The sequence below is a fragment of the Thalassospira sp. GB04J01 genome (genome assembly GCF_000751115.1).
Classification (GTDB): Bacteria; Pseudomonadota; Alphaproteobacteria; order Rhodospirillales; family Thalassospiraceae; genus Thalassospira; species Thalassospira lucentensis.
This window is the reverse complement of sequence record NZ_CCDX020000013.1, coordinates 20,517-44,214: the sequence shown is the minus strand read 5'-3', so window position 1 is coordinate 44,214 and position 23,698 is coordinate 20,517. Positions and strand designations below refer to the sequence as shown.

The window sequence follows — 23,698 nt, the reverse complement described above, 5'->3', positions numbered from 1 at the left end:
TACCGTCCCATGTTGAAACTCGGTCTTATCGGTAAAGGCATTTCACGCAGCCAGTCGGCCCGACTGCACGTGTTGCTGGGCCGTATGTGCGGGATGGATGTTAGTTACGACTATCTCGACAGCGATCAGATTGAGGATTTCGATCTGATCAAACAGCTGACCACATGCGCGGAAACCGGCTATGCGGGGGTTAATGTCACCCATCCGTATAAAACCAGTGCCCGCAAACTGGTCACACCGCGTAAACGTCTGCCAGCAGCCCTTGGTGCTGTGAATACGGTTGTGTTTCGCGAAGATGGCTGGCGCGGGGACAATACCGACTTTGTTGGCTTTATGCGCGGCTATAAAAAGCAGTTCGGGGATGCAAAGCCGGGAACGGTTTTACAGCTTGGTGCGGGTGGTGTTGGCCTTGCAACCGCGTTTGGTCTGCGTGGGTTGGGGGCGGATAAAATCCTGGTCCATGACAAGGACATCGCGCGTGGCGAAGAACTGGTTGCGACGTTAACAGCGGCGGATGTGCAGGCCGAATTTGTCGGGGCAGAAAACCTGTCAGATGCGGTGCGCAGTGCCGATGGCCTGATCAATTGTACGCCGATCGGTATGAACCAGTATCCGGGGTGTCCGTTTGACGTCGACTTGCTGGGCGGTCAGAAATGGGCGTTCGATGCGGTTTATACCCCGGTCGAGACGGCGTTCCTGCGCACAGCGACGAAATCGGGGATTGAGGTCATGACCGGCTTTGAACTCTTCTTCTTTCAGGGTATTGAAGCATTCGAGGTTTTCAGCGGGGCGGAAATTGATGCCGATGCTGCAAGACAGGATTATTTCAATGCCTATCCCGAGGCATTGACCGGTTAGGGGAACACGATGAGCAGCAGCACAGTTGCCGAAACGGTCTATAACGAAATTCGCGATGATATTCTGTATGGCGAGTTACAGCCCGGCGTGAAGCTTAAGCTTGATGCCCTGCGCGAACGTTATAACGCCGGGGTCAATACGCTGCGCGAAGTGCTAAATCGCCTTGTCGCATCGGGATTTGTCTTTGTCGAAGGCCAGAAGGGGTTTCGTGTTGTCGAAACATCGCCGTCCAATTTCAAGGAGTTGACGTCGATGCGGCTGCTACTTGAATGCGAAGGTCTGGCCGCCTCGATCAAACAAGGGGATGTCGAGTGGGAAGCCCGCGTTGCCGGTGCCCATCACAAGCTCTCGGCTGTTGAAAAGCAGATGCTTTCCGAAGAAAGCCGCGAACTTACGGTCCGCTGGAGCCAGTATGACCGCGAGTTTCATCAGGCGTTGATATCGGCGTGCGGATCGGATCTGCACATGCGGCTGCACCGCGAAATTTTCGATCAATTCCGCCGGTATGTGGTGATCGAGCTTAAGACGCATGGCTTTCGCGCCAATGACATTATCGACGAGCATCGCGCGATTTATGACCTCGCGCTGGCGCGTGACCTTGATGGCGCGATTGCAAAACTGACCGACCATATCGAAACCTACCGGCGTCGTCCGCAGGATTAAACTGGCAGTGCGTCGTCACGGCGCATCACGTTTTAAATCCTTGCGGTGAATGACCCGGTGCCTCACACGTGCATCCCGGAGGGATAATATGCTGACCTCGATCGCAACAGTTTCGCTGTCTGGTGATCTTCAGGAAAAACTCGATGCCATTGCCGCAGCCGGTTTTGACGGTGTCGAGATTTTTGAAAACGATCTTCTGTCCTTTGACGGATCGCCGGCCGATGTTGGCAAGACCATCCGCGATCTTGGCCTCAAGCTGGTGACGTTTCAGCCGTTCCGCGATTTTGAAGGTATGCCCGAACCCCAGCGCACCCGTGCGTTTGAGCGGGCCGAGCGCAAGTTTGACCTGATGGAAGAACTTGGGACTGATCTTTTGATGGTCTGTTCGAACGTATCGCCCCAATCACTGGGCGGCCTTGATCGTGCGGCAAAGGATCTGGCCGAACTTGGCGACCGGGCTGCCAAGCGTGGACTTCGAATCGCGTTCGAAGCCCTGTCATGGGGCAAGCATATCAGTGATTATCGCGACAGCTGGGAAGTTGTGCGCCGGGCCAATCATCCCAATGTCGGTCTGGTGCTTGATACTTTCCACATCATCGCGCGCAAGGTGCCACTTGATGCGATTTCATCGATCCCCGGTGACAAAATTTTTCTGGTTCAGGTCGCCGATGCGCCGACCCTTGAAATGGATCCGCTATCCTGGAGCCGCCATTTCCGGTGTTTCCCGGGGCAGGGCGATTTCCCGCTGGGTGACTTCATGCGCAATCTTGCCATGACCGGCTATGACGGGCCGCTATCCCTTGAAATCTTCAACGATCAGTTCCGGTCCAGTTCGACCAAGACTGTCGCGAAGGATGGTCTGCGGTCGTTGATCTATCTTGGCGATGGGGTTGAAGGCGTTAAGGTCGGTGAAAAGGCCGCCATTCTGCCGCCCAAGGCGCATGCCAAGGAAGTCGCCTTTGTCGAGTTCGCGGTCGAGGAAGATACCGCAGAAAAATTGGCAAATCTGTTTGTCGGGCTCGGATTTGAAAAGCGCGGCAGCCACAAATCAAAGGCCGTGAGTTGGTGGAAGCAGGGCGATATCAACCTTGTGATCAACTGCGACAAGGACGGGTTCGCGCATTCCTATAATATCGTGCATGGCCCGTCGGTCTGTGCGGTCGGGCTTAAGGTTGATGATGCGAAGGCAACCCTTGATCGGGCGCAATCCTTGCTGGCGGCACCGTTTAGTCAGGCGGTTGGCGAGGGCGAAATTGAAATGCCAGCCATCCGCGGTGTTGGTGGCAGTCTGGTCTATTTCCTTGATGACCATAGCGAACTTTCGCGTATCTGGGATGTCGAGTTTGATTGTGACCAACCAGCGACGACAGACAGTGCAAAAGCAAAACTGCGCGCTGTCGATCATGTTTCCTATTCGATGCAATATGAGGAAATGTTGGCCTGGGTTCTGTATTTCACTTCGATCTTTGATCTGGGGAAAATGCCAACTCTTGATATTCCTGATCCCGGCGGGCTTGTGCAAAGTCAGGTGGTGCAAAGCGATGCGTTGCGCTTGATCCTGAACGGGTCGCAAAGCCCCAATACTCAGCATTCCCAGTTCTTAAACGAGTTCTTTGGGAGTGGGGTTCAGCATCTGGCATTTTCAAGCGATGATATCTTTGAAACCGTTGCTTTCTGTCAGAAGAACGGTGTTGAAATTTTACCGATCCCTGAAAACTACTATGATGACATCGAAGCCCGTTTCGGGCTTGAGCCACAATTGCTTGACCGGTTGCGCGCGGGTAATATTCTATATGACCGCGACGACGAAGGTGAATATTATCAGGCCTATACCAAGACCTTTGCCAACCGTTTCTTCTTTGAACTGGTGGAGCGTCGGGCGTATCGTGGGTTCGGGGCGGCCAATGCACCGATCAGGCTGGCGTCCCAGACACGGATGAACCGTCGCAGCGACGGTGCGAAATAAAATTGGATTCAGGGGAATACACATGAGCGTGCCGGAAATTCTTGTCATCAATGGACCGAACCTGAATCTGCTTGGGCAACGCCAGCCAGAGATTTATGGCTATGACACGCTGCAAACCATCGAAACAAAATGTGCGGCCCTGGCCAAGGATTTGAATGTCACTGTGCGGTTCGGCCAGTCGAACCACGAAGGTGCGATCATTGATCTGATCCACGAAGCCCGTGAAAAATCGGCCGCGATCATTATCAATGCCGGGGCTTATACCCATACATCGGCAGCCATTCATGATGCGCTAAAAACCTTCGATGGCTATATCATCGAGCTGCATATATCCAACCCGCATGCGCGCGAAGAGTTTCGACATAAAAGCTGGATCAGCCCGGTGGCTGATGCGGTGATGGCCGGTGCGGGTGCCTATGGATATGAATTGGCAACTCGTTTGGCGGCTGAAAAAACTTCAGGGTCTAAATCCTGATTTTATAAGGATTTTGATGGATCTGTGGTTTGAATAATCACGCCTCAACCCAAATAGTATTCGAAAGGCAGCATGGGGTGCTGCCTTTTTTTATTGGAATACACAACGGTGTGGTGGCTGTTAAACCACGCTACGCGACCGAAGGGCTGCGGCCAGCGTGCCGTCATCAAGATAATCAAGTTCGCCCCCAACCGGCACGCCATGAGCAAGGCGGGTGACCTTGACCCCGGTTTCGATCAGGCGTTCGGTGATGTAATGTGCCGTGGTTTGACCATCAACCGTGGCATTGGTCGCAAGGATGACTTCGGTCACCGCATCCGCACGGGCCCGGTTGATCAACTGATCAATCTTCAGGTCATCCGGGCCAACCCCATCAAGTGGCGATAACGTTCCGCCAAGGACATGGTATTGCCCCTTGAAAGATGCACCGCGTTCCAGCGCCCAAAGGTCTTGGACTTCCTCGACAACGCAAATCATGTCGGGGCCCCGGTTATAGTCGGCACAGATGTGACAGGGATCGGTGACATCGATATTGCCGCAATTGCTGCAGGTGGTCATGGCATCCGCCGTCGCACGCAGGGAATCGGCCAGCGGGAGCATCAGCATTTCGGGTTTTTTAAGCATCTGCAACACCGCCCGGCGTGCGGATCGCGGGCCAAGACCCGGTAGACGCGACAGAAGTTTAATCAGATTTTCGATTTCCCGTCCGGTCATCGTGACCCCGTTCTTAATGCAACATGCTTTAGCTTGTATCAAAAACAAAGGGCGGCGCAATGCCACCCTTCATTTTGCGCGATGAATGCGCGAAATTCTTAAATGATCCAACGTCAGATCAGAATGGAAGCTTGAAACCTTCGGGCAGGTTCATGCCGCCGGTGACGTCTTTCATCTTTTCCTGAACCGCGGCTTCGACTTTGACCTTGGCATCGTTATAGGCAGCGACAATCAGGTCTTCGAGAACCTCGGTGTCGTTGGGGTCGACAATGCTTTTATCAAGCGAAAGGCCGCGCATTTCGCCTTTGCCATTGAGCATTACCTTGACCATGCCCGCACCGGACTGGCCTTCGATTTCAAGTTCAACCAGACCTTCTTGCATGTCCTGCATTTTGGACTGCATTTGCTGGGCCTGTTTGAGCATCCCTGCAAGATTCTTCATAGCTCGTCGTCTCCTTCGAGATAAAACGCATCGTCATATACTGAACCGCTTTCGTCCTCTTCACCGGTGGTTTCTTCTTGGCCGGGTGGTAGGTGGACGGCAACGATTTTGGCTTTGGGTAAACCTTCAATGATCGCCTTGACCAGCGGGTCGTGCGAGGCATCCGCCTTGCGCTGCTCAAGGGCTTCGAGTTCCTGTTCCTTTAACGTCGGCGCACCTTCTTCACGTTCCGAAACACTGACAAGCCACCGTTGCCCCGTAAGGCTATTCATCGCCTTGATCAGTTGTGTCGATAGGTCGGAACGCGCACCGCGTGCCGGGCGAAATTCGATCCGGCCCGGCTCAAACTTCACCAGATGCATATAGTTTTTGACCTGCATGGCGATGCCGGTTGTTTCGCGGTCCTTTGCCAGAAGGTCGGCGACCTCGACAAAGCTTTCGGGCATTTTGGCGTAAACCGGCTGTTCAACCTGTTCAGGGGCGCCAAGCGGGTCGGGGCGACTTTGCGCCACCGCAGCGGCACTGCTGCCGCCGCCATTAACGACCTGCATGCGTGGACCGGGACCACCGCCGTTACCGCCGCCACCACCTTGTGGTGCGTTCGCACCGGTGTTGGCCATGTCGCTGCGAAGTTTTTTGATCAGATCACCGGGCGATGGCATTTCCGCAGCATAGGCCAGCCGGATCAGGATCATTTCAGCCGCCTGAATGGGCGAGGGTGCAATCCGGGTTTCTTCAAGTCCCTTAAGCAGCATCTGCCAAGCACGGGTTAATTGCGGCATGGCAAGCTTGGCAGCAATTTCCTTACCGCGTTCACGCTCGATCTGGGACACGCCGGGATCATTGGCAGCATCGGGCGACAGTTTTACACGGGTCAACCAATGGGTCAGATCCAGCATGTCTTGCAACATCACTGCCGGATCACCGCCAAGGGCGTATTGCGCGCTTAGCAGTTCAAGTGCTTCGTTGATTTCACCCTTCATGGTGAAGTCAAACAGATCGAAAATACGTGACCGGTCCGAAAGACCCAGCATATCACGCACTTGCTGTGTTGTGACTTTGCCTGCCCCGTGCGAAATTGCTTGATCAAGAAGGCTCATGCCATCACGGACAGAACCATCTGCTGCACGCGCAATCAGGGCGACGGCTTCTTCTTCGATGTCAGCATGTTCCAGCCCGGCAATGCGGGTGTAATGCGCGCTTAGTTCGTCGATCTGAACACGGCGCAGATCAAACCGCTGACAGCGTGACAGGACAGTGATCGGAATTTTGCGGATTTCGGTGGTGGCAAAGATGAATTTCACATGCTCTGGCGGCTCTTCGAGCGTTTTGAGAAGCGCGTTGAACGCACTTTTCGACAGCATGTGCACTTCATCGATGATGTATATCTTGTAACGTGCCGAGGTCGGGCGATATCGCACACCTTCGATCAGTTCGCGAATGTCATCAACACCGGTACGGGACGCCGCATCCATTTCCAAAACATCGACATGGCGGTCTTCGGCAATCGCGCGGCAATGTTCGCAGACACCGCATGGTTCGATGGTCGGGCCACCGTTGCCATCTGGTCCAATGCAGTTCAGCGCGCGCGCAATGATACGTGCGGTGGTGGTTTTACCAATCCCGCGCACCCCGGTCAGAACAAATGCATGGGCAAGACGTCCACTTTCAAGGGCGTTTGAAAGCGTCTTGACCATCGGGCCATGACCGATCAGCTCATCAAAGGTTTTCGGGCGGTATTTAAGCGCCAGAACCTGATATTCGCTTTTCGGGGCCACGGCCTTGGTTGCACTGGCTGCCGGTGCGGCATCACTAGGCGATGTCGCTGCGTCCGGCGCAGGGGCTTCACCTTCGGGCGTATCTTGGCTGGCGGTCTCGATCTGATCCGTCATTCATCCGGTCCGACATATTGTAAACTGGATTGGTTTTAGCAGTTTCAGTCCCGCATGGGAAAGGCCAAGTGGGAAATTTCCCACACAAAACCACATCATGCCTGACGGGGTCAGTTGCATAGAGGATCGGCGACATTCAAAGGGGAGAGATAAAAGGGTGAGAGACTGAACCGCGACCCGGAAAAACTCGTTACGGCTGCTACCTTCCGGTCCTGACCGGGTTGGCGAGCGGTCCGTCCGCAGCCAGCCTCTCGCCCCCTATATCGCGCAGCAGACAGTAAAACGCAAGTGTTGGCTTGGATTTTTTCGATCCTCGCGCAATCGTGGCTTTTTACCGGGCTGCCAGCGCGCTAATGTCGGGCACCGTTGCCCCGGAAAATACCGCCCGGACAGCAGCTTGCCTGCGATGTCGGTTGGTAAATGGAATTTAAGGATACGCGATCTTATGGACAGGCTGTTTTACGAATCCGTTGATCTTGATCGTGATGCGGTGCTGCGAAAGTCAGTAAACTGGCGACAGAGTCTGCTGGTCGAAGACTCGTTACGTATTTTGATCTGCTATGACGGTGATCCGCTTTTTGCCTGGCCCGAAGACATGGATGCGCATGAGCTTGTGGTGATTGGTGGTTTGGCAATCCGGCATCTGGACGTCGATCTTGAGGCCGCCCAATGGATTTATCTTGGACGCGATGGCAATGGCCCCGTGATGGCCGTGGATATTGCATCGGTGATTTCGGATCGGGAAGAAGCCGTGCGCCGCCTTGGTGGCGGGTTTGGCGATATGCGGACCCGTATGGCGGCTCTTTCAAGTGACGAGGCCGCCCTTGCGGCACAGGCGCGCGCCCTTTTTAACTGGCATCGCGGGCATCAGTTCTGTGGGGCATGTGGCCATGCGAACCGTGTTGCCGAGGCTGGTTATCGTCTTGAATGTAGCAATCCTGATTGTGGAAAATCGCATTTCCCGCGCACGGATCCAGCTGTCATCATGCTGATTCATCACGAAGATCACGTTCTTTTGGCCCGGTCACCGCAATTTCTGCCCAACATGGTTTCGGTTTTGGCAGGATTTGTCGAACCCGGTGAAACGCTTGAGCAGGCGGTGGCGCGTGAGGTTTATGAAGAGGTTGGTATTCGCGTCAAGCGCCCCAAATATGTCGCATCCCAGCCTTGGCCGTTTCCCGGATCATTGATGCTGGGGTTTGTCGCAGAGGCGGAAACCACAGATATCACCATTGATCAGGATGAAATCGAATTTGCCATGTGGGTGCATCGTGATGAGGTCCCGAACCTGCCAGGAAAGGGCATAAATTTGCCGCGTCCAATTTCTATTGCACGCTACCTTCTGGAAAACTGGCAGGACCGCCGTATATAAAAGGGACGCGTCATGCGCCTGCGCGGTGGCCAAATGGTTGGGTCGCCGGGGGCGTACGGTTCATTGATCCGAGAATAGCGGGAAAGATGTAGTGGCAGCTTTTCGAATAATTCGACATTTTTGCATCATGCTTGCAGCACTTCTGGCGGCGTTTTTTACCGATGGCGGTGCACCGGCAAAGGCGGCGGAGCCAGTTACGGTTAAAGTCGGTGCGTATGAATACGGTGTTGTTTATTATTTCGAAAATGGCAAACCAAACGGCATGGTTCCATTGCTGATCGGGCTTCTGAACGGGTTGCAGGACGACTATGAGTTTCAGCTTGTCGAAACGTCGTCACGCAGGCGCTATAAGGCTCTGGTGGATGGGGATGTTGATCTTCTGTTGCTCGAAAGTGCGCAATGGGACTGGCAGGACTACGCTGTGCAATTCTCTGACAAGATCGTCACAGAGAAAGATGTTTATGTAACCCAAAGCAGCACGGCGAAAACAGATGATCCCTTTGCCGATGTAACCAACCAATCGATTCTTTGCGTGCTGGGGTTCCATTACGGCTTTGCCAAGTTCAACTCTGATCCGGAATTCCTGAAACAATCTTATGATGTGTTGCTGCGCTATAACGAAAAGGAAGTCCTGAACGGTGTTTTGGCCCGCGAAGCGCCAATCGGCATTGTTTCAGCAGGTTTTCTTGCACGTGAATTGGCGGCAACTCCGGGACTGGGTGACCTTATTACCGTCGGTGTGCAACCCGATGCCATGTATGACCTTGTGTCGGTCATTGCGGATCAATCGGTCATTTCTGTTGCTGATTTTAATCAGATGATTGAAAAATTGCAGGCAACCGGTGAGGTGCAGCGCCTTTGGCAGGAACTTCATGCCAACACGTCGGGTTAAATCCTGCTGAAATTTGATACGGTGGGAAAATTTCCGTTCCTGATATGGCGGGTTAATCCAGCGGCGGAATGCGGGCGATGACATTGCGGCGCAGGCTGTCGGGGCGTTCACGCCATGCGACAATGCCGTTGTCACTTTCGCTATATCGGGTCGCAAGATCGCATAGATCCTCGATCATGGTGTCGGGATCAACGTTGCCATAGACATACCCCCATTTCGCTGCACCGCTAAAGGCAACCGAACAGCCAGACTTGCAGTTGGTCAAACATTCCGCCGGGTGCAGGTCAAAGGGTACATCACGTTCGGCACAGGCGGTTTTTACCCGTTCAAACAGAACCTTGCCGTCGCGGGGGTCACTTTGGCCGTCGGCGGCGGAAAAGGTGCAGGTGACACAAATGTTCAGGCGTGGTTTGGTGGTCATTGGGGCAATCTTTGTTGATCAATGTATGGGCGTATAGGTGTGATGGCGCGGCATCCAATCAGCTTGCGGCCTGTCTGGTCAAGTCATCATCCAGATTTCGGTTGAGATAATCCTGTATCACGATGGCAAGTTGCCGATCGACCAGCGGATGGGATGCTTCGGCAAGCATCAAGGCAACCCCGACTGCCGGAAGGGGCGGGAAACCATCACGGGCCTCAAGAACCTGAAATTCATCGGTGACACTGGCCGCGGCAAGTGTTGCAACACCAAGCCCGTCGCGTACCAGATGCAACAGGGACGCGGCCTGTCGGGATGTGGCAAACAGGGTATAGGGCCGATCCGCTTTTGAAATGGCATCAAGCGCCCAAGCATGAAACTTGCAATCCTCGGCAGGTAAAACCAATGGCAAGGGATCAAGTTCATGCTGTTTGTGGATTGGTGATGTGACCCAGACGCCGGGTTCATGACGCAGGAAATATCCTTCTTCGCCGGTTTCAGACCGGCTAATGATCGACAGGTCCAATTCCCCCTGATCCAGCATCCGGCGCAGAAGGATCGTCGGGTTGACCGAAATAAAGAATTTTGCGGCGGGGTGGGCTTTCTGGATACCGCGCAGGACCAGCGGCAGGATTTTCTGCGCATAGTCATCCGGGCAGCCAATGCGGATTGGACGTGATGCATCCTGTGTTCGCAACTTGCCCATGGCCTCGTCCTGAAGCGACAAGATACGCCGGGCATATCCGACAAAGGTGATGCCATCCGGGGTTAAAAGAACATTCCGACCGTCCCGTTCAAACAGTTTGTTATCGACCAGTTCTTCAAGCCGTTTCATCTGCATGGAAAAGGCCGATGGCGTGCGGCCAATCCGGTCAGCAGCGCGGTTAAAGCTGCCTGATTCGGCAAAGGCGACAAAGCTGCGCAGTAGGTCAGAATCCATAATGGCCTCTATGATCAGAATGATTGATCAATGAAATTGAACAGTTGCGTCAAAACTATTCGATTGTTTGCCAATCATCCAGCCGCAAATATCAAACCCGGCCGGCCAATGCTTTTCACGCATGTGCCACAAGGACATTTACAATGATTTTGAACGATTATTTGCTTTCGGGAAACGGCTACAAGGTTCGTTTGCTGCTGTCGATGATGGGAACGGCGTTTGACTATGTCGAACGCGACATCATGAAAGGGGAAACCCGGACACCAGAATACCTGGAAAAGATCAATCCAAACGGCAAGATCCCGGCGCTTGTTCTGGATGACGGTCGGGTTTTGGCTGAAAGCAACGCGATCCTCACCTATCTGGCCGAGGGAACGAACTTCGTGCCAGATGACCGTTTTGAGCGTGCGGAAATGATGGGGTGGTTGTTCTTTGAACAGTACGACCATGAACCCAATATTGCGGTGCTGATTTCCTGGTATGAGATCAAGGGGTTACCGGAAAATGCCGATATTCTGGCGCCAATGAAGCAGGCCGGGGCCAAACGCGCGCTTGATCTGATGGAAAAACGTCTTTCGGGGCATAATTGGCTGGTGGGGGATGCTCTGAGCATCGCTGACATCTCGCTATACGCCTATACCCATCGCGCAGAGCTCGGAAAAATCAGTCTGTCGGGGTATCCGGGCATCCGGGCGTGGCTTGAACGCATAGAAGCTTTGCCGGGGTACATCCCCATCACATGGACGCCATAGATCATCAGTAAGAAGCAGCCGCCACAGACCGCAGGGGCCAACATGCTTGGAGGAATGTGTGTCTGCGGCGGCTGAAAAGCCCTTGTGCGATTAAGGGGAAACACAAGGGCGGCGATAAAACAGATCAGGCGGATTTCAGAATCTGATCTGGCAACAACGGGTCGGTTTGGGCGGCGGAACTTCGGGCCTTGAAACGCGTAAAGGCGGTTTTCACATTCGGGGCATTCGTAATCATCTCTGGCCCGCCGGGCATGGCATAGAGGTAATGGAGCATCGGCATGATCATCATGTCGGGGATGGTAAAGCGGTCGCCAAAAAGCCAGCCATCGACGTAAGCATCATCTAGAACCCCAAGGTCGTGGGCAATAAGATCGCCCATCTGCTTCATGCGCACGGCAAAGCCCGGATCGTGGCGCTGTTTGGTGTCGGCAAAAACCATTGGGATAACGAAATTCCTGATAATGTTTTGATCAAGCCGGGTCATGGCAAGACTGATCCACTGGTTCATCACGGCGATTTTTTCTGTATGAACCGGGCGTAAAAGTGGGCCTGAAAATGTGTCGTCGATATACCGGCAGATGGCCGCTGTTTCATACAAAACCAACTTTCCATGGACCAAAACAGGCACCTTGCCAAACGGATTGCGATTGGAGACCTCTGGCGTTGGGGACTGTCCGGGAAGTTGCACATTCCGAGTGCTGAACTCAAACGGGATTTCTTTTTCGATGCACGCGATGCGGGCCGTGCGCGTCAAGCTGCTGCGGGGCATTCCGATGATCATCAATTCAGACATGCTGTCTTCCTTTGCTGCGATGTTTCCCGTCACCCGGATCGGGGTGAACAGAGAATTGAACTTGCAGACAGGATCAACGAGGACATAATATGTTCAAGAACATATTATCAGGATGTGTCATTGTTTTTGTATCGGTCGCAAAACCACGTTCAAACGGATCTGACAAATGCCCTACAGTCCCGCCCACAAACCCAAAACCCGTATTCGCATCCTGAATGCGGCAACGGCCCTGTTTAAAAAGAACGGGTTTGAGAACGTGACAATTGATCAGGTCATGGCCGAGGCGGGGCTAACGCGCGGTGGGTTTTATGCGCATTTCGAAAACAAGGAAGACCTGTTTGTTGCCTGCGTTGAAAACGGCATGTCGCTTTTATCCTCGCCAATACTGGCAAAGCTGCGCAAAGCGGAACGGGCCGGTGGGGATTGGGTGACATCCTTTGCCGAGCTGTATCTGTCGCGGGTGCACATTGAAAATCCGGAACTGGGCTGTGCATTGCCAACCCTTTCTGCCGAAGTCTCCCGATCCGGGGTTCGTGCACAGGAAGCTTTTTCAAAACTGATCAATCAGGCATCTGAAAAACTGGCATGGAAGCTGGCAAAAGAAGACGACGTGCCGGGCATTGATCGCCACATCAACCTCGAATCAGATCAGAAATTGCGCAATGTGCCAGTTCAATACGAACAGGATGCCATCGCGATGTTGGCCATGATGGTTGGGGCTGTTGTTCTAAGCCGTGCGGTTGATGATGAAACTGCCGACAAGGTTCTGGCGGCAACACGCGACAGTATCCCGAACTTTCGCCATAAAACGGATGAGACGGACGGCGCGGACAACGTCGGGTCAGGAAAAGGTCCGGTTGCCGTCGCTCAGTCGTCTTAGCCAGTCATCAGGTCAGAAATCAGTCAAAGAAGCCGTCAAGAATCTCGCCATAGATGGCGACAAGGTTTTCAATATCCTCGACCATCGCATGTTCATCAACTTTGTGCATGCTTTGACCGACAAGGCCAAACTCCGCGACCTCGCAATACTTCTGAATGAAACGGGCATCGGATGTGCCGCCAGTGGTGCTCATCTCCGGGCGCTTGCCCGTGATTTTTTCCGATGAATCGGCAATCAGTGTCGCCAGCTTTCCCGGATTAGACAGGAATGCGTCGCCAGAGATTTTCACCCTTAGCTCATGCGCGCCAGCATGCTCGGCGCAGACATCCTTGATCCATTTTTCAAGATCGACACCGGTGTGCTGATCGTTGAAGCGGATGTTAAAGGCAGCACTGACTTTCGCCGGAACAACATTGGTTGCACTGTTACCAGCGTCAATGGTGGTGACTTCAAGATTGCTGGGTTGGAAATGATCGGTGCCCTGATCAAGCGCGCGGGCATTAAGAACATCAAGGGTTTTGATCATGCGCGGCACCGGATTGTCCGCCAGATGCGGATAGGCAACATGACCCTGTGCGCCGTACACCGTGAGCCAGCCGGTGATTGATCCACGACGGCCAATTTTCATCATTTCGCCGAGATATTTCGGGTTGGTCGGTTCCCCCACCAGACAGGTATCAAACTTTTCGCCCTGCTGATCGCACCATTCAATCAGCCTGACCGTGCCATTGAAAGCATCGGCTTCTTCGTCACCGGTGATCAGGAAACTGATGGATTCGTCAAAATCCGGATGTGAGGCCAGAAACGCATCTACCCCGCCGACAAAGCAGGCAATGCCGGTTTTCATATCAACTGCACCACGCCCAAATAGACGACCGTCTTTGACCTCGCCGCCAAACGGATCGACGGTCCATGCGTCAAGATCACCTGCGGGCACAACATCGGTATGCCCGGCAAAACAGAAATTGCGCCCTTTGGTGCCTAGGCGGGCATACAAGTTGTCAATCGCATCACTGCCATTGCCGTCAAACACCTTGCGTTTACAGTCAAAGCCACGCGCTTCAAGTGCCTTTTGCAGAACGTCAAGTGCGCCTGCATCGGCCGGGGTGACAGATGGGCAACGGATCAGGGACTGGGCAAGTTCAAGGGCGACGGACATCTGGTCTTCTCTTGGTTAATCAGTGAAACGATGCAATGTTTCACGTGGAACATTTGGCGAACAAAAAGAGGCAGAACACATCAATTGTTCTGCCTCTTATAAATCATACGGTCTTGTGGTGACAGAAATCAGTCACGCAGCAATTCGTTGATCGAGGTTTTCGAGCGGGTCTTTTCATCAACACGTTTGATGATCACCGCGCAATACAGGCTTGGCCCCGGCGTGCCATCTGGAAGTGGCTTGCCAGCAATGCTGCCCGGAACCACAACCGAATAGGCAGGGACGCGACCGACAAAGGTTTCGCCGGTGGTGCGGTCGATGATTTTGGTTGATGCGCCGATGAAGACACCCATCGAAATGACAGCACCTTCTTCGACGATGACACCTTCGACAATTTCCGAACGAGCGCCGATGAAGGCGTTGTCTTCTATGATGACCGGACCAGCTTGCAGCGGTTCAAGAACCCCACCGATGCCCGCACCACCTGAAAGGTGAACGTTTTTGCCAATTTGTGCGCACGAACCAACGGTGGCCCAAGTATCGACCATGACGCCAGTATCAACATAGGCGCCAAGGTTAACAAAGCTTGGCATCAGAACGGTGCCCGGTGCGACATAAGCCGAACGGCGCACGATGCTGCCTGGAACGGCGCGGAACCCGGCTTCTTTAAACTCGGCTTCACCCCAACCGTCAAATTTCGACGGGACTTTGTCCCACCAGTTGGTGTTTTCGCCCGGACCACCTGCGATGGTGGTCATGTCATTGAGACGGAAAGACAGCAGAACCGCCTTTTTCGCCCACTGATTGACGACCCATTTTCCGTCAACCTTTTCGGCAACACGCAGTTCACCGCGATCCATAGCACCCAGCGTCTGGTCAACGGCTTTGCGGATTTCGCCCTGTGTGGCGGAGCTGATTTCGTCGCGGTTTTCCCAAGCGACGTTAATCACGCCTTCAAGTTCAGTTCTGTTCATTTTTCGGAGGTCCTTGCGGTCAGCCTTAAATCTGTCGAGCGGAGAATGGTCAAAGCAGGCCTTGAAGTCAACTCCGCCAGTTTACGTAGAAGAGCCTGTTTCGGGCCGCGTTCCGATCATGATCCGTACAGCAAAAAGCAATAAACGAAGACGGGGCGAATCTCAACGTTGTAACGGTTACAAATCATGCACTTTGTCGCACTTGTACTGTGTGCTGGAAAATGATGGGCGATTGCGGTGGCGAAACGGGGGTTAGGACCCGTTGGCAAGGGTCCGCAAGAAACCAACAATATCGTCGGTTTGGTGATCAATTCTTGGATCGTCACGTCCTGCCTGCGCCCATTCAAGGTCGGTATGAACCCAAACGGTTGTCATGCCCATTTCCTTGGCGGGCAGCAGATTTTTCGCCATGTCTTCAAAATAGACAGCCTTGCCCGGATCAATGCCATCGCGTGCGAGAAGCAGGTCATAGGGGGCCTGCTCCGGTTTGGGAATGTATTGCGCATCGACAATGTCAAAGATCGTTTCAAACCGGTCAGCAATGCCAAGGCGTTCCATCACCCGTTCGGCGTGACCGCGCGATGCATTGGTGAAAATAAGTTTGCGCCCGGGCAAATCATCAAGTGCGGCCGCCAGATCGGGTGCGGGTGCGACAACCGAAACATCGATGTCATGAACTTTGCTTAGGTAATCCGCCGGGTCAATTTCATGCTCCGTCATAAGCCCGCGCAATGTCGTACCATAGCGATGGAAATAGTCCTTCTGTACCCGGTATGCCTCATCAGGTTCGAGTGACAGCGTGTCGCGGACATAATGTCCGATCAAGGTAGAAACCTGTGCGAACAGGTTGCAGGCTGCCGGATAAAGCGTGTTGTCGAGATCAAAGATCAAAACCGATCCCGCATCCATGCGTGGCAGGTCCGAGCGGGGTTTCAGGGGCGACGTCATTATCAGCGGGCCTCATGGCATATGGTGTGATTGCAAATAGCGTGTGGTTTCTTTTAAGCGATCAGCCCGATCTTGCAAACCATCACACCAAATAATGCAATCAGGCATTGTAGATATGCGAAATGCGCAACCATTTATGGCTCGAATTAACGGGCACAGGGGTTTAAAACCCACCGCGAGACCAAAGATATATGGAATATTTGTCGTAAAGGTGCCGGTGCATTAACGGGCCTTTGTTTCTTACTTGTGGGAAAATTCTACACTTAATACCCGTTAGAATGGGAAATCTCGCCGATGTAAAACCCTTGTTAACACCAATGGGAAGATCATCAGTGAAAGCCGTTTTGACGCGGGCGATGTTTTCGAATTCGGGGGATGGGAAATGTCGGTATTTCTGAGCAGCGTAAGAGGACGCTTTGGATAAGCTTATAAAGGCTCGTACCGCCGAACTTCGAAATGAACGCAATCGCTTTGCAGCACTTGCGTTCGTCTGGGGTGACATCCTTCTGGAACTGGATGGCGATTTTCGGATCGTTTTTGCATCCGGTGCTTCTGACGGCATTCTGGGGCGTCGGCCGCAACAATTGTCGGGTCATCTTTTCCACAGCCTTCTGGCTAAACAGTTTCAGCCGCTGGTGACTGAAATGCTTCAGGTTGCGCGCAGACGTGGGCGCATGGACAATATTCAGGTCCGGTTTGTGCATCCTGACGAACAACTCAGCCCCCCGGTTTCCATGAGTGGCTATTTCCTGCCCGATCTTGGGGATCATTTCTTTGTCGCACTTCGGGTTGCGATCAATGCATTGCCGGCCGATGTCGCTCGGTCGATCAAACGCGATCACGCAACGGGCCTTTTGGACGAAGAAAGCCTGTCAAAGGTGGTGACCGAGCGCCTTGTTGCGCAACGCGAAACCGGAACCGAACATAAATTTACGCTGATGACCCTGAATGCGTTTGATCCGTTGTGCAAACGCATGGAACAGATTGAACGCGATGAACTTCTGGCAAGTGTCGGGGCGTTTTTGCGGGCCCATTCTGTCGCCGGTGATACCGCAGGTCGACTTGCCAGCAACCAGTTTGGCATGCTTCATCGTCCGGACGTGCGGATTGGCGAACTTGAGCAACGCATTGCCGACTGTGCGCGGGACGCCGACCCCAAAGGTGTCGGAATTGAAGTCAGCTCATCGGTGACGGATTTCACGGCTGAACTGATCCCGCCAGGCGACTTGGCGCGCGGCGTTTTATATTCCATCCGACGGTTTTGTGACCGTCAAGAACACGGGTTTACGTTTTCGCGGCTTATGGGGCAGGCCAACAATCTGGTCAATGACACCTTTTCTGCGATGCATGACTTTGGTGCGCGCGTTGATCGATTGAAATTTGACGCGGCCTATCAGCCTATTGTGCGCCTGCCCTCGGCCGAAATTCATCATTTCGAAGTTCTGGTCCGGTTCTATGACGACGATGGGAAATTGATCCCGACCCAGCAACTGATTACGTTCGCCGAACAGGTTAATATGGTCCATCGTCTTGACTTGGCGATGATGCGTCGAACCATAAAATGGATCAGAACGCAGCTTGATCTTGGGTTAACTGTGCGGGTTGCGGTGAATGTTTCCGGCCATTCGTTGGAAAACCCGGATTTTTGCCGGTCGGCCATTGCGCTTTTTGAACGCAATCGCGATGCGCTTGGTCAGTTGATGATCGAGATTACCGAAACATCGGAAATCACCGACATTGATGGTGCTGCCAAATGGATCAGCCGGTTCCGCGAATTCGGGATTGAAATTTGTCTGGATGATTTTGGGACCGGGGCGTCCAACTTCCGGTATCTCAGCGCGCTTGAGGTCGATTATGTCAAGATTGACGGTGAGTCTATTCGCCAATCGATGAAATCAGGGAAGGGGCAGGCCTTTATGCGCTCATTGGTCGATTTGTGTCACTCGATCGATGTCGAAGTTGTGGGCGAGATGATTGAAACCGATGAAATGCGTGAATTGATCACCAAGGCTGGTTTTGATTTTGCACAAGGTTATTTGTTTGGCAAACCCGAAGCCGACATCAGCCTGTATTGGCGCGATGCCAAAACACCGCGGCAATAGTATGGGGCTGGCATGGTTTTCGCCCCTGAGGTTGCCATGCCCGCGCTTCATCTTTGATGGCTATACAGGGCAATTGTTCGTCTGACAGCAAGTAACTTGCGGGCGGTATGGTCGAAGGGTCAAATCACGCTTTACCGGTTAAATGTTGGCCCATCCGGCTTGGCGCCGGATGAAATCCCGTATTTCCCCAAGATTTTATCATAAGTGCCGTTTTCCCGAATGATCTTCAGACCAATGTTGAGCTGTTCAAGAAGCTCGTCGGCATTTTGGGTGTGGCGTGTGATGCAGGAATAGTACGGGCTTGTTGAAATGACTTTTGATTTAATGTCGACGGTTTCCGGGCGCCTTTTCTGCAATTCATGCATGGCGTATTCAACGGGTGGCTTGAAGGACAAGACAGCATCCAGTCGGCGCGAAAGCATCAGATTTAGCAGGGTTTCTTCGTCGTGGGCGGTGATGACATCCAAGTTTGCGTTGCGTGCAGTGACTTCCGTGCTGTACCCGCTGACCACGCCGATGGTCATGTTCCGGGCATCTTCAAGCGTTGTGATGGTGTCGAGAATTTCCGACCGGGTTGTAAAAAGCGCGATCTCTTCCTGGCCGAGTGGGTCGGAAAACAAAAAGTCGGTTTCGCGCTCTTTTAGGTAGCTGCACGAACACAAACCATCGACCAAACCAGCCTCAGCAAGGAAATAAGCCCGTTTCCAAGGATAAAACGGCGTTATCAGCGTCAAATTCCGGGTTGCGAATGCAGAACGCAGGACTTCAACGTCATAGCCTGGTCTGGCGGTGTCGTCGGCGATCTTCGCGGGTGGGAAATGGTTGCAGGCCAGTGTGACCGTCGTTTGATCACCGGGCGGCGAGATGAGCGTGTTTTGCGCCGTTGCCGGTGTCAGGTGGTGCAAGACAAGCAAACAGCCCAGAACACCAGTGCGAAAAGCCAAGCGCAAAATATGTGCAGGTAAATGAGCGGTCACAATATGCTCTGATCCTGATTTCGAGGGGCATTAAGAGTTGAGTGGAGATGCGATGGTAGCATGCCAATTGCCAAGACGAAGTGCTCCTATGGTCTAGGGGCAGGAGCTATGCATTAAATGTGTTCTGCGGCAGCCAGTTTATATCTGGGGACGAGTTCTCCGGAGGAAATTCTATGCCTTCCAGGGAACAGCTGCACTCATCTGACATAAGTTGGCTGGTGTCCAAAGGGTTTCGATGAAAAGATTGAAACCGAGCACAATGGATGAATAGGTCTGATCCGAAGTATCACAAAGAAAAGGCCGGTGCGCAGCACCGGCCTTTTGTCTTGATCGGATCAGCAATTATTCAGCGGCTTTGACTTCTGCGCTGTTGCGGATCGAAGCTTCGCGTACATCGTTGGTGACATGTTCTTCGAACTTGGTGAAGTTCTTTTCAAACAGGCTGGTTAGATTTGAAGCTGCCTTGTCATAGGCTGCCTTGTCTTTCCAGCTGTCACGCGGGTTAAGTACTTCTGCCGGGATGTCGCCACATGCGGTCGGATATGCCAGACCGAAATAGGGATCGGTTGCAAACTCGGCATTTTCCAGATCACCGTTGAGCGCCGCATTCAAAAGGCCACGGGTATAGCCAATCTTCATGCGTGAACCAACGCCATAGGCGCCACCCGACCAACCGGTATTGACCAGCCAGCAGTTTGCACCATGTTTTTCCATCAGTTCACCAAGAAGCTTGGCATAGACCGACGGATGGCGCGGCATGAACGGCGCACCAAAGCATGCAGAGAATGCAGCGGTTGGTTCCTTGACACCTTTTTCGGTGCCGGCAACCTTTGCAGTGTAACCCGACAGGAAGTGATACATCGCCTGTGCGGAAGACAGTTTTGCAATTGGGGGCAGAACGCCAAAGGCATCACAGGTCAGCATGATGATGTTTTTGGGGTGACCACCACGACCATTTTCCGATGCATTCGGAATGAAGTCGATCGGATAGGAAGACCGGGTGTTTTCGGTGTGACGGGCGTCGTCGAGGTCAAGCACGCGCGATTGCTTGTTCATCACAACGTTTTCAAGAACGGTCCCGAAACGCTCGGTGGTGGCATGGATTTCCGGTTCAGCTTCTTTGGAAAGCTTGATCACCTTGGCATAGCAGCCGCCTTCAAAGTTAAAGACGCCGTCATCGCCCCAGCCATGTTCATCGTCCCCGATCAGGGTACGTGATGCATCGGCCGACAGGGTGGTTTTGCCGGTTCCCGACAGGCCAAAGAATATGGCGGTGTCGCCGTCCTTGCCCATGTTGGCCGAACAATGCATCGGCAGGACGCCCTTGGCCGGAAGGATATGGTTGAGAACAGAGAAGATCGATTTCTTCATTTCGCCAGCATACCAAGTGCCGCCGATGATCACCATTTTGCGTTCAAAGCTGACCATGACGAAAACGTCGGAACGGGTTCCGTCGACTTCTGGGTCGGCCTGAAGGCCCGGCGCATGCAGAATGGTGAATTCGGGGGAGAAATCACGCAGTTCTTCTTTTTGCGGCTGGATAAACATGTTGCGTGCAAAAAGGTTGTGCCATGCATTTTCGTTGATCACACGTACCGGCAGGCGGAAACGCGGGTCTGATCCGGCAAAGCAGTCTTGTACGAAAAGTTCGGTGCCCTGGAAGTAGGCGCGCACTTTTTGATACAGGCGCTCGAATACTTCGGGGCTGACCGGGCGATTTACATCGCCCCAGTCAATGTCACTTTTGGTGCTTTCTTCTTCAACGACAAAGCGGTCCAGCGGGGAACGGCCGGTATGTTCGCCGGTCAGTGCGACAAATGCGCCACCTTTGGCGATTTTGCCTTCGTTGCGACGGATCGCATGTTCGTAAAGGCCAGCAGCGTCAAGGTTCCAGTGAACGGCGCCAAGGTTCTTGAGGCCATGGGTTTCAAGGCCTACACGGCTGACAACGGGTCCTGATTGCAGCACGAATCTCTCCTGGTGGGAAATTGAATTTGGGGGTTAAATTTCAATTCTACACAAAGAATTGTGGGTAACTCTTTGCATCGAGACATATTGTTACAAAGGTGTCTTAAAAGCAACCGGTCCTTTTGCCCAATACCAAGGAAAACGTAGGGTTTTTTGCGTTTATGAAAATTCTTTGTTCAGACCCGATAATTAAATCTTCACAAACCAAATCATGCCTTGAAGTCGCGCGATTTCTTGCACATTTCGACCAAAATCTCGCGCGCGTCACCGGGGTTTCGGATGGTTTTCGGGAACTCGATTCTGATATTAGAAGACTCGGGGTGTTCGACCGCTAAATCCATGCCGTCGCAGTCAATTGCAATCATCTTCCAGCCGAGGTCTTTGGGGTGATCGGTGTAATGGCCGACAATATCGCCAATGGCATCAAGGTGGTCGGCATTCATATGGTCGATAATGCTGTTATGACCGGTTATGAGTGCAGAGCAGTCATCAATGATGAATTGCGCACCAGACAACCGACGCTGTTTGCCAAACCCACCCACCCAGTAGGCTGCTTCCACCGCGATCCGGTAAAATCCGAAATCGCCAAAGTCGGCGTATTGCGCCGCATCCGGGTTGGCAAGAAGGTATCGTGCGCGCGTTGTCTCAGCGCCGTCTTGTACAGCGCGGCCAAACAGGGTCAGGCGGGGATTGTCGGTTTCAATTGCGATTGAATGGTCATCGGTGGCGCGAGAACCCGTGAAAAGCAATGACAGCCTGTTATCGGACTTTAAGTGACGGGTGTGATCTGCAAGATCTGAAATCAGCAAGATCGGGGTGCCATCAACATCAATTGCGGGGACCACCATCGATGCCACTGGCCAGCCATCATCTACTTGCTTATGCCCAACGGCGCTGGTGGCAAGGACCGCCGAGCGGGAATATCGGCATATTCGGCGCAGATCAGATGCCGACGCGATTTGTTTGGTCCCATCATCTGCCATCGTCTGAATCCTTGAATAAAGATAGAATTTCCCGTGCGACCACGTCCAACGAGGGCATCAAACAACCCGAAGGGTGTTCTTCAGTATTGGGCCGTTTCTGGGGGGGTGGAAGTGCTTTTTGCGCTGGCGGGGTTGCTGTTGGTTCGTCGTTTTGTGATTTGGGAAATGATGCGTTTTTTACCGCCATCACTCAATCCCATCCACGACCCGATTTCTTCGCCCGTACGGAAACAGCCGGCACAATAACCGGTTTTGGCATCAAGCACACAGACTCCGGTGCAGGGGGATTTGACGGGCATGGATTTCCTGATTGCTGCGGTTGATACTTAACGGACCGGCAATAAAAAACAGTTTCGCCCCCATCGATCAAGCATGAAGCGATCAATGGGGGCGTTTTGGTCGGGTGGGGTTTCTGTCTGGACAGATATCACAGACGCGAGAACCAGTTGCTGACTTGGCGTTCTGCTTCTTCGCGTTCAACGCCGTATCTTTCCTGAACACGGCCGATCAATTTGTCCTGCTGACCATCGACCTGGTCAACATCGTCGTCGGTTAGGCGTCCCCATTCGCTTTTGACATTGCCTTTGACTTGTTTCCAGCGTCCGGCGATTTGATCCCAATTCATTTGGTATCTCCTGCGTTGTTCGTGAGTTTGCCAGTGTTTAAGGCCTTCAAGTGCCTTTGGTGTTTTCACCTTCTACAAACTAAAACGGCTGGGCGGAGGACATGTTCCAGAAACCTTTGGGTATGACGCCCTGACAGATTGTCGTTTCGGGCGGGTTGCTTGCCTTCTTTTGCCCATGGGGGTATAGCCCGTTCCATTGTTTTTATCGGAGTTGTTCTCGCACGGGACCAACGTGCGGCACGGAGGAAGATATGCGCGGCTATTTCGGGATTGGAATTGAAGGGGCAAGCAAGCCTTTGAATGTGGGCACCCTGTTTCGTTCCGCCCATGCCTTTGGTGCGAGCTTTGCCTTTACGGTGGATGCGGACTTTCGCAAGGAACGTTCAAACATTACCGATACGTCGAAGTCCGGCGAACAGATGCCGTATTATCATTTCCCCAATCACGATAACTTCTTCCTGCCGACCGGATGTCGGATGGTCGGGATCGAACTGACCCCTGATGCGATTGAGCTACCAAGTTTCAAGCATCCATCGCAGGCGGCCTATATCCTGGGTCCGGAACGCGGCAATCTGTCGCAGGGTATGCAGGACAAATGTGATTTCATCATCAAAATCCCGATGAGCTTTTGCGTGAATGTCGCGATTGCCGCCAATATCGTGATGTATGACCGTTTGATCAGCCTTGGCCGTTTTGCCCCGCGTCCGGTGCGGGCTGGTGCGCCGACTGAACCCAAGCCCGAAGGTCAATATGGTGGCTGGATTTCGCGCACGCGTGAAAAACGCAAAGGCGATCCTGAACAATTCCGCAAGGCCCCGCCGCCCGATTACAGTGTGATCGACGGGGAACTTGACGACGAAGACGACGCATAAGCCGGCCATTTCGGTTTTGATAAAAAAGCAACG

Annotated in this window: 24 protein-coding genes and 1 other RNA gene; 10 read left to right on the top strand and 15 right to left on the bottom strand. The window is 53.2% G+C overall.

The genetic code is table 11. The annotated features are described in order from the left end of the window. Positions 1-9: 9 nt before the first annotated feature. From AMM48_RS14045 to aroQ, 4 genes are all read left to right on the top strand, one after another. The gene (locus tag AMM48_RS14045; protein WP_102784554.1) at positions 10-858 is read left to right on the top strand and encodes a shikimate dehydrogenase; all 849 of its coding nucleotides are present in this window, start codon (positions 10-12) and stop codon (positions 856-858) included. Positions 859-867: 9 nt separating this feature from the next. Beyond that, positions 868-1,521, top strand: coding sequence for a GntR family transcriptional regulator (locus AMM48_RS14040; RefSeq protein WP_102784553.1), 654 nt, complete (start codon positions 868-870; stop codon positions 1,519-1,521). An 88-nt stretch (positions 1,522-1,609) separates the two neighbouring features. Continuing rightward, a complete protein-coding gene (locus AMM48_RS14035) occupies positions 1,610-3,487 on the top strand; it encodes a sugar phosphate isomerase/epimerase and 4-hydroxyphenylpyruvate domain-containing protein (protein WP_102784552.1) in 1,878 nt (625 codons plus the stop codon). Between the two features lie 22 nt (positions 3,488-3,509). Further along, positions 3,510-3,962 (top strand): type II 3-dehydroquinate dehydratase, encoded by a 453-nt coding sequence (aroQ, locus tag AMM48_RS14030; RefSeq protein WP_022733878.1) that lies wholly within the window; start codon positions 3,510-3,512, stop codon positions 3,960-3,962. 120 nt (positions 3,963-4,082) lie between these two features. On the opposite strand, the gene recR is transcribed toward aroQ, so the two are convergent. The 4 genes from recR to ffs all read right to left on the bottom strand — a co-directional run bounded on the left by recR (position 4,083) and on the right by ffs (position 7,262). After that, entirely contained in the window at positions 4,083-4,676 is a 594-nt protein-coding gene (gene recR / locus AMM48_RS14025; RefSeq protein ID WP_102784551.1) for a recombination mediator RecR, read from the bottom strand. 118 nt (positions 4,677-4,794) lie between these two features. Next, positions 4,795-5,118: a YbaB/EbfC family nucleoid-associated protein gene (locus AMM48_RS14020; RefSeq protein WP_022733876.1), complete on the bottom strand. Its 324-nt coding sequence runs from the start codon at positions 5,116-5,118 to the stop codon at positions 4,795-4,797. Next, on the bottom strand, positions 5,115-7,010 hold the full coding sequence (locus tag AMM48_RS14015; protein ID WP_102784550.1) for a DNA polymerase III subunit gamma/tau: 1,896 nt from the start codon (positions 7,008-7,010) through the stop codon (positions 5,115-5,117). Before AMM48_RS14015 ends, AMM48_RS14020 begins: the two co-directional genes overlap by 4 nt. A 157-nt stretch (positions 7,011-7,167) precedes the next feature. Then, positions 7,168-7,262, bottom strand: an RNA gene (gene ffs, locus AMM48_RS14010) — signal recognition particle sRNA small type. Positions 7,263-7,455: 193 nt separating this feature from the next. Between ffs and nudC the strand changes: the two genes are divergently transcribed. Together nudC and AMM48_RS14000 are read left to right on the top strand one after the other, a co-directional pair. After that, positions 7,456-8,382, top strand: a complete 927-nt coding sequence (gene nudC / locus AMM48_RS14005) for an NAD(+) diphosphatase (protein ID WP_102784549.1) — start codon at positions 7,456-7,458, stop codon at positions 8,380-8,382. Between the two features lie 127 nt (positions 8,383-8,509). Next, entirely contained in the window at positions 8,510-9,274 is a 765-nt protein-coding gene (locus tag AMM48_RS14000; RefSeq protein ID WP_102784548.1) for a transporter substrate-binding domain-containing protein, read from the top strand. Between the two features lie 52 nt (positions 9,275-9,326). On the opposite strand, the gene AMM48_RS13995 is transcribed toward AMM48_RS14000, so the two are convergent. Both AMM48_RS13995 and AMM48_RS13990 read right to left on the bottom strand, forming a co-directional pair. After that, positions 9,327-9,695: a DUF1636 domain-containing protein gene (locus AMM48_RS13995; protein ID WP_102784547.1), complete on the bottom strand. Its 369-nt coding sequence runs from the start codon at positions 9,693-9,695 to the stop codon at positions 9,327-9,329. A gap of 58 nt (positions 9,696-9,753) precedes the next feature. After that, positions 9,754-10,632 carry a LysR substrate-binding domain-containing protein gene (locus tag AMM48_RS13990; protein ID WP_102784546.1) on the bottom strand — a complete coding sequence of 293 codons (879 nt, stop codon included), beginning with the start codon at positions 10,630-10,632 and terminating at the stop codon, positions 9,754-9,756. Positions 10,633-10,775: 143 nt separating this feature from the next. Between AMM48_RS13990 and AMM48_RS13985 the strand changes: the two genes are divergently transcribed. Then, positions 10,776-11,384 carry a glutathione S-transferase family protein gene (locus AMM48_RS13985; RefSeq protein WP_102784640.1) on the top strand — a complete coding sequence of 203 codons (609 nt, stop codon included), beginning with the start codon at positions 10,776-10,778 and terminating at the stop codon, positions 11,382-11,384. A gap of 124 nt (positions 11,385-11,508) precedes the next feature. Here AMM48_RS13985 and AMM48_RS13980 read toward each other — a convergent pair whose 3' ends face one another. Beyond that, positions 11,509-12,177: a glutathione S-transferase family protein gene (locus AMM48_RS13980; protein ID WP_102784545.1), complete on the bottom strand. Its 669-nt coding sequence runs from the start codon at positions 12,175-12,177 to the stop codon at positions 11,509-11,511. A 166-nt stretch (positions 12,178-12,343) separates the two neighbouring features. On the opposite strand from AMM48_RS13980, the gene AMM48_RS13975 reads away from it, so the two are divergent. Further along, positions 12,344-13,057 carry a TetR/AcrR family transcriptional regulator gene (locus AMM48_RS13975; protein ID WP_102784544.1) on the top strand — a complete coding sequence of 238 codons (714 nt, stop codon included), beginning with the start codon at positions 12,344-12,346 and terminating at the stop codon, positions 13,055-13,057. A 19-nt stretch (positions 13,058-13,076) separates the two neighbouring features. On the opposite strand, the gene dapE is transcribed toward AMM48_RS13975, so the two are convergent. The 3 genes from dapE to AMM48_RS13960 form a co-directional block, all read right to left on the bottom strand. Beyond that, positions 13,077-14,216, bottom strand: coding sequence for a succinyl-diaminopimelate desuccinylase (dapE, locus tag AMM48_RS13970; RefSeq protein WP_102784543.1), 1,140 nt, complete (start codon positions 14,214-14,216; stop codon positions 13,077-13,079). A 128-nt stretch (positions 14,217-14,344) separates the two neighbouring features. Beyond that, positions 14,345-15,190, bottom strand: a complete 846-nt coding sequence (dapD, locus tag AMM48_RS13965; protein WP_101301039.1) for a 2,3,4,5-tetrahydropyridine-2,6-dicarboxylate N-succinyltransferase — start codon at positions 15,188-15,190, stop codon at positions 14,345-14,347. 252 nt (positions 15,191-15,442) lie between these two features. Beyond that, entirely contained in the window at positions 15,443-16,138 is a 696-nt protein-coding gene (locus AMM48_RS13960) for a pyrimidine 5'-nucleotidase (protein ID WP_102784542.1), read from the bottom strand. 416 nt (positions 16,139-16,554) lie between these two features. Between AMM48_RS13960 and AMM48_RS13955 the strand changes: the two genes are divergently transcribed. Further along, positions 16,555-18,240: an EAL domain-containing protein gene (locus AMM48_RS13955; protein ID WP_102784541.1), complete on the top strand. Its 1,686-nt coding sequence runs from the start codon at positions 16,555-16,557 to the stop codon at positions 18,238-18,240. A 131-nt stretch (positions 18,241-18,371) separates the two neighbouring features. On the opposite strand, the gene AMM48_RS13950 is transcribed toward AMM48_RS13955, so the two are convergent. The 5 genes from AMM48_RS13950 to AMM48_RS13930 all read right to left on the bottom strand — a co-directional run bounded on the left by AMM48_RS13950 (position 18,372) and on the right by AMM48_RS13930 (position 22,793). Then, complete coding sequence (locus AMM48_RS13950; protein WP_158246472.1) at positions 18,372-19,217, bottom strand: transporter substrate-binding domain-containing protein; 846 nt, start codon at positions 19,215-19,217, stop codon at positions 18,372-18,374. Positions 19,218-19,559: 342 nt separating this feature from the next. Continuing rightward, entirely contained in the window at positions 19,560-21,185 is a 1,626-nt protein-coding gene (locus AMM48_RS13945; RefSeq protein WP_102784539.1) for a phosphoenolpyruvate carboxykinase, read from the bottom strand. 209 nt (positions 21,186-21,394) lie between these two features. Next, complete coding sequence (locus AMM48_RS13940; RefSeq protein ID WP_102784538.1) at positions 21,395-22,168, bottom strand: DUF2470 domain-containing protein; 774 nt, start codon at positions 22,166-22,168, stop codon at positions 21,395-21,397. Positions 22,169-22,248: 80 nt separating this feature from the next. Beyond that, entirely contained in the window at positions 22,249-22,467 is a 219-nt protein-coding gene (locus AMM48_RS13935; RefSeq protein WP_102784537.1) for a DUF1289 domain-containing protein, read from the bottom strand. A 128-nt stretch (positions 22,468-22,595) separates the two neighbouring features. After that, the gene (locus AMM48_RS13930; RefSeq protein ID WP_022733855.1) at positions 22,596-22,793 is read right to left on the bottom strand and encodes a CsbD family protein; all 198 of its coding nucleotides are present in this window, start codon (positions 22,791-22,793) and stop codon (positions 22,596-22,598) included. A 251-nt stretch (positions 22,794-23,044) separates the two neighbouring features. Between AMM48_RS13930 and AMM48_RS13925 the strand changes: the two genes are divergently transcribed. Then, entirely contained in the window at positions 23,045-23,665 is a 621-nt protein-coding gene (locus tag AMM48_RS13925) for an RNA methyltransferase (protein WP_102784536.1), read from the top strand. Positions 23,666-23,698 lie beyond the last annotated feature (33 nt).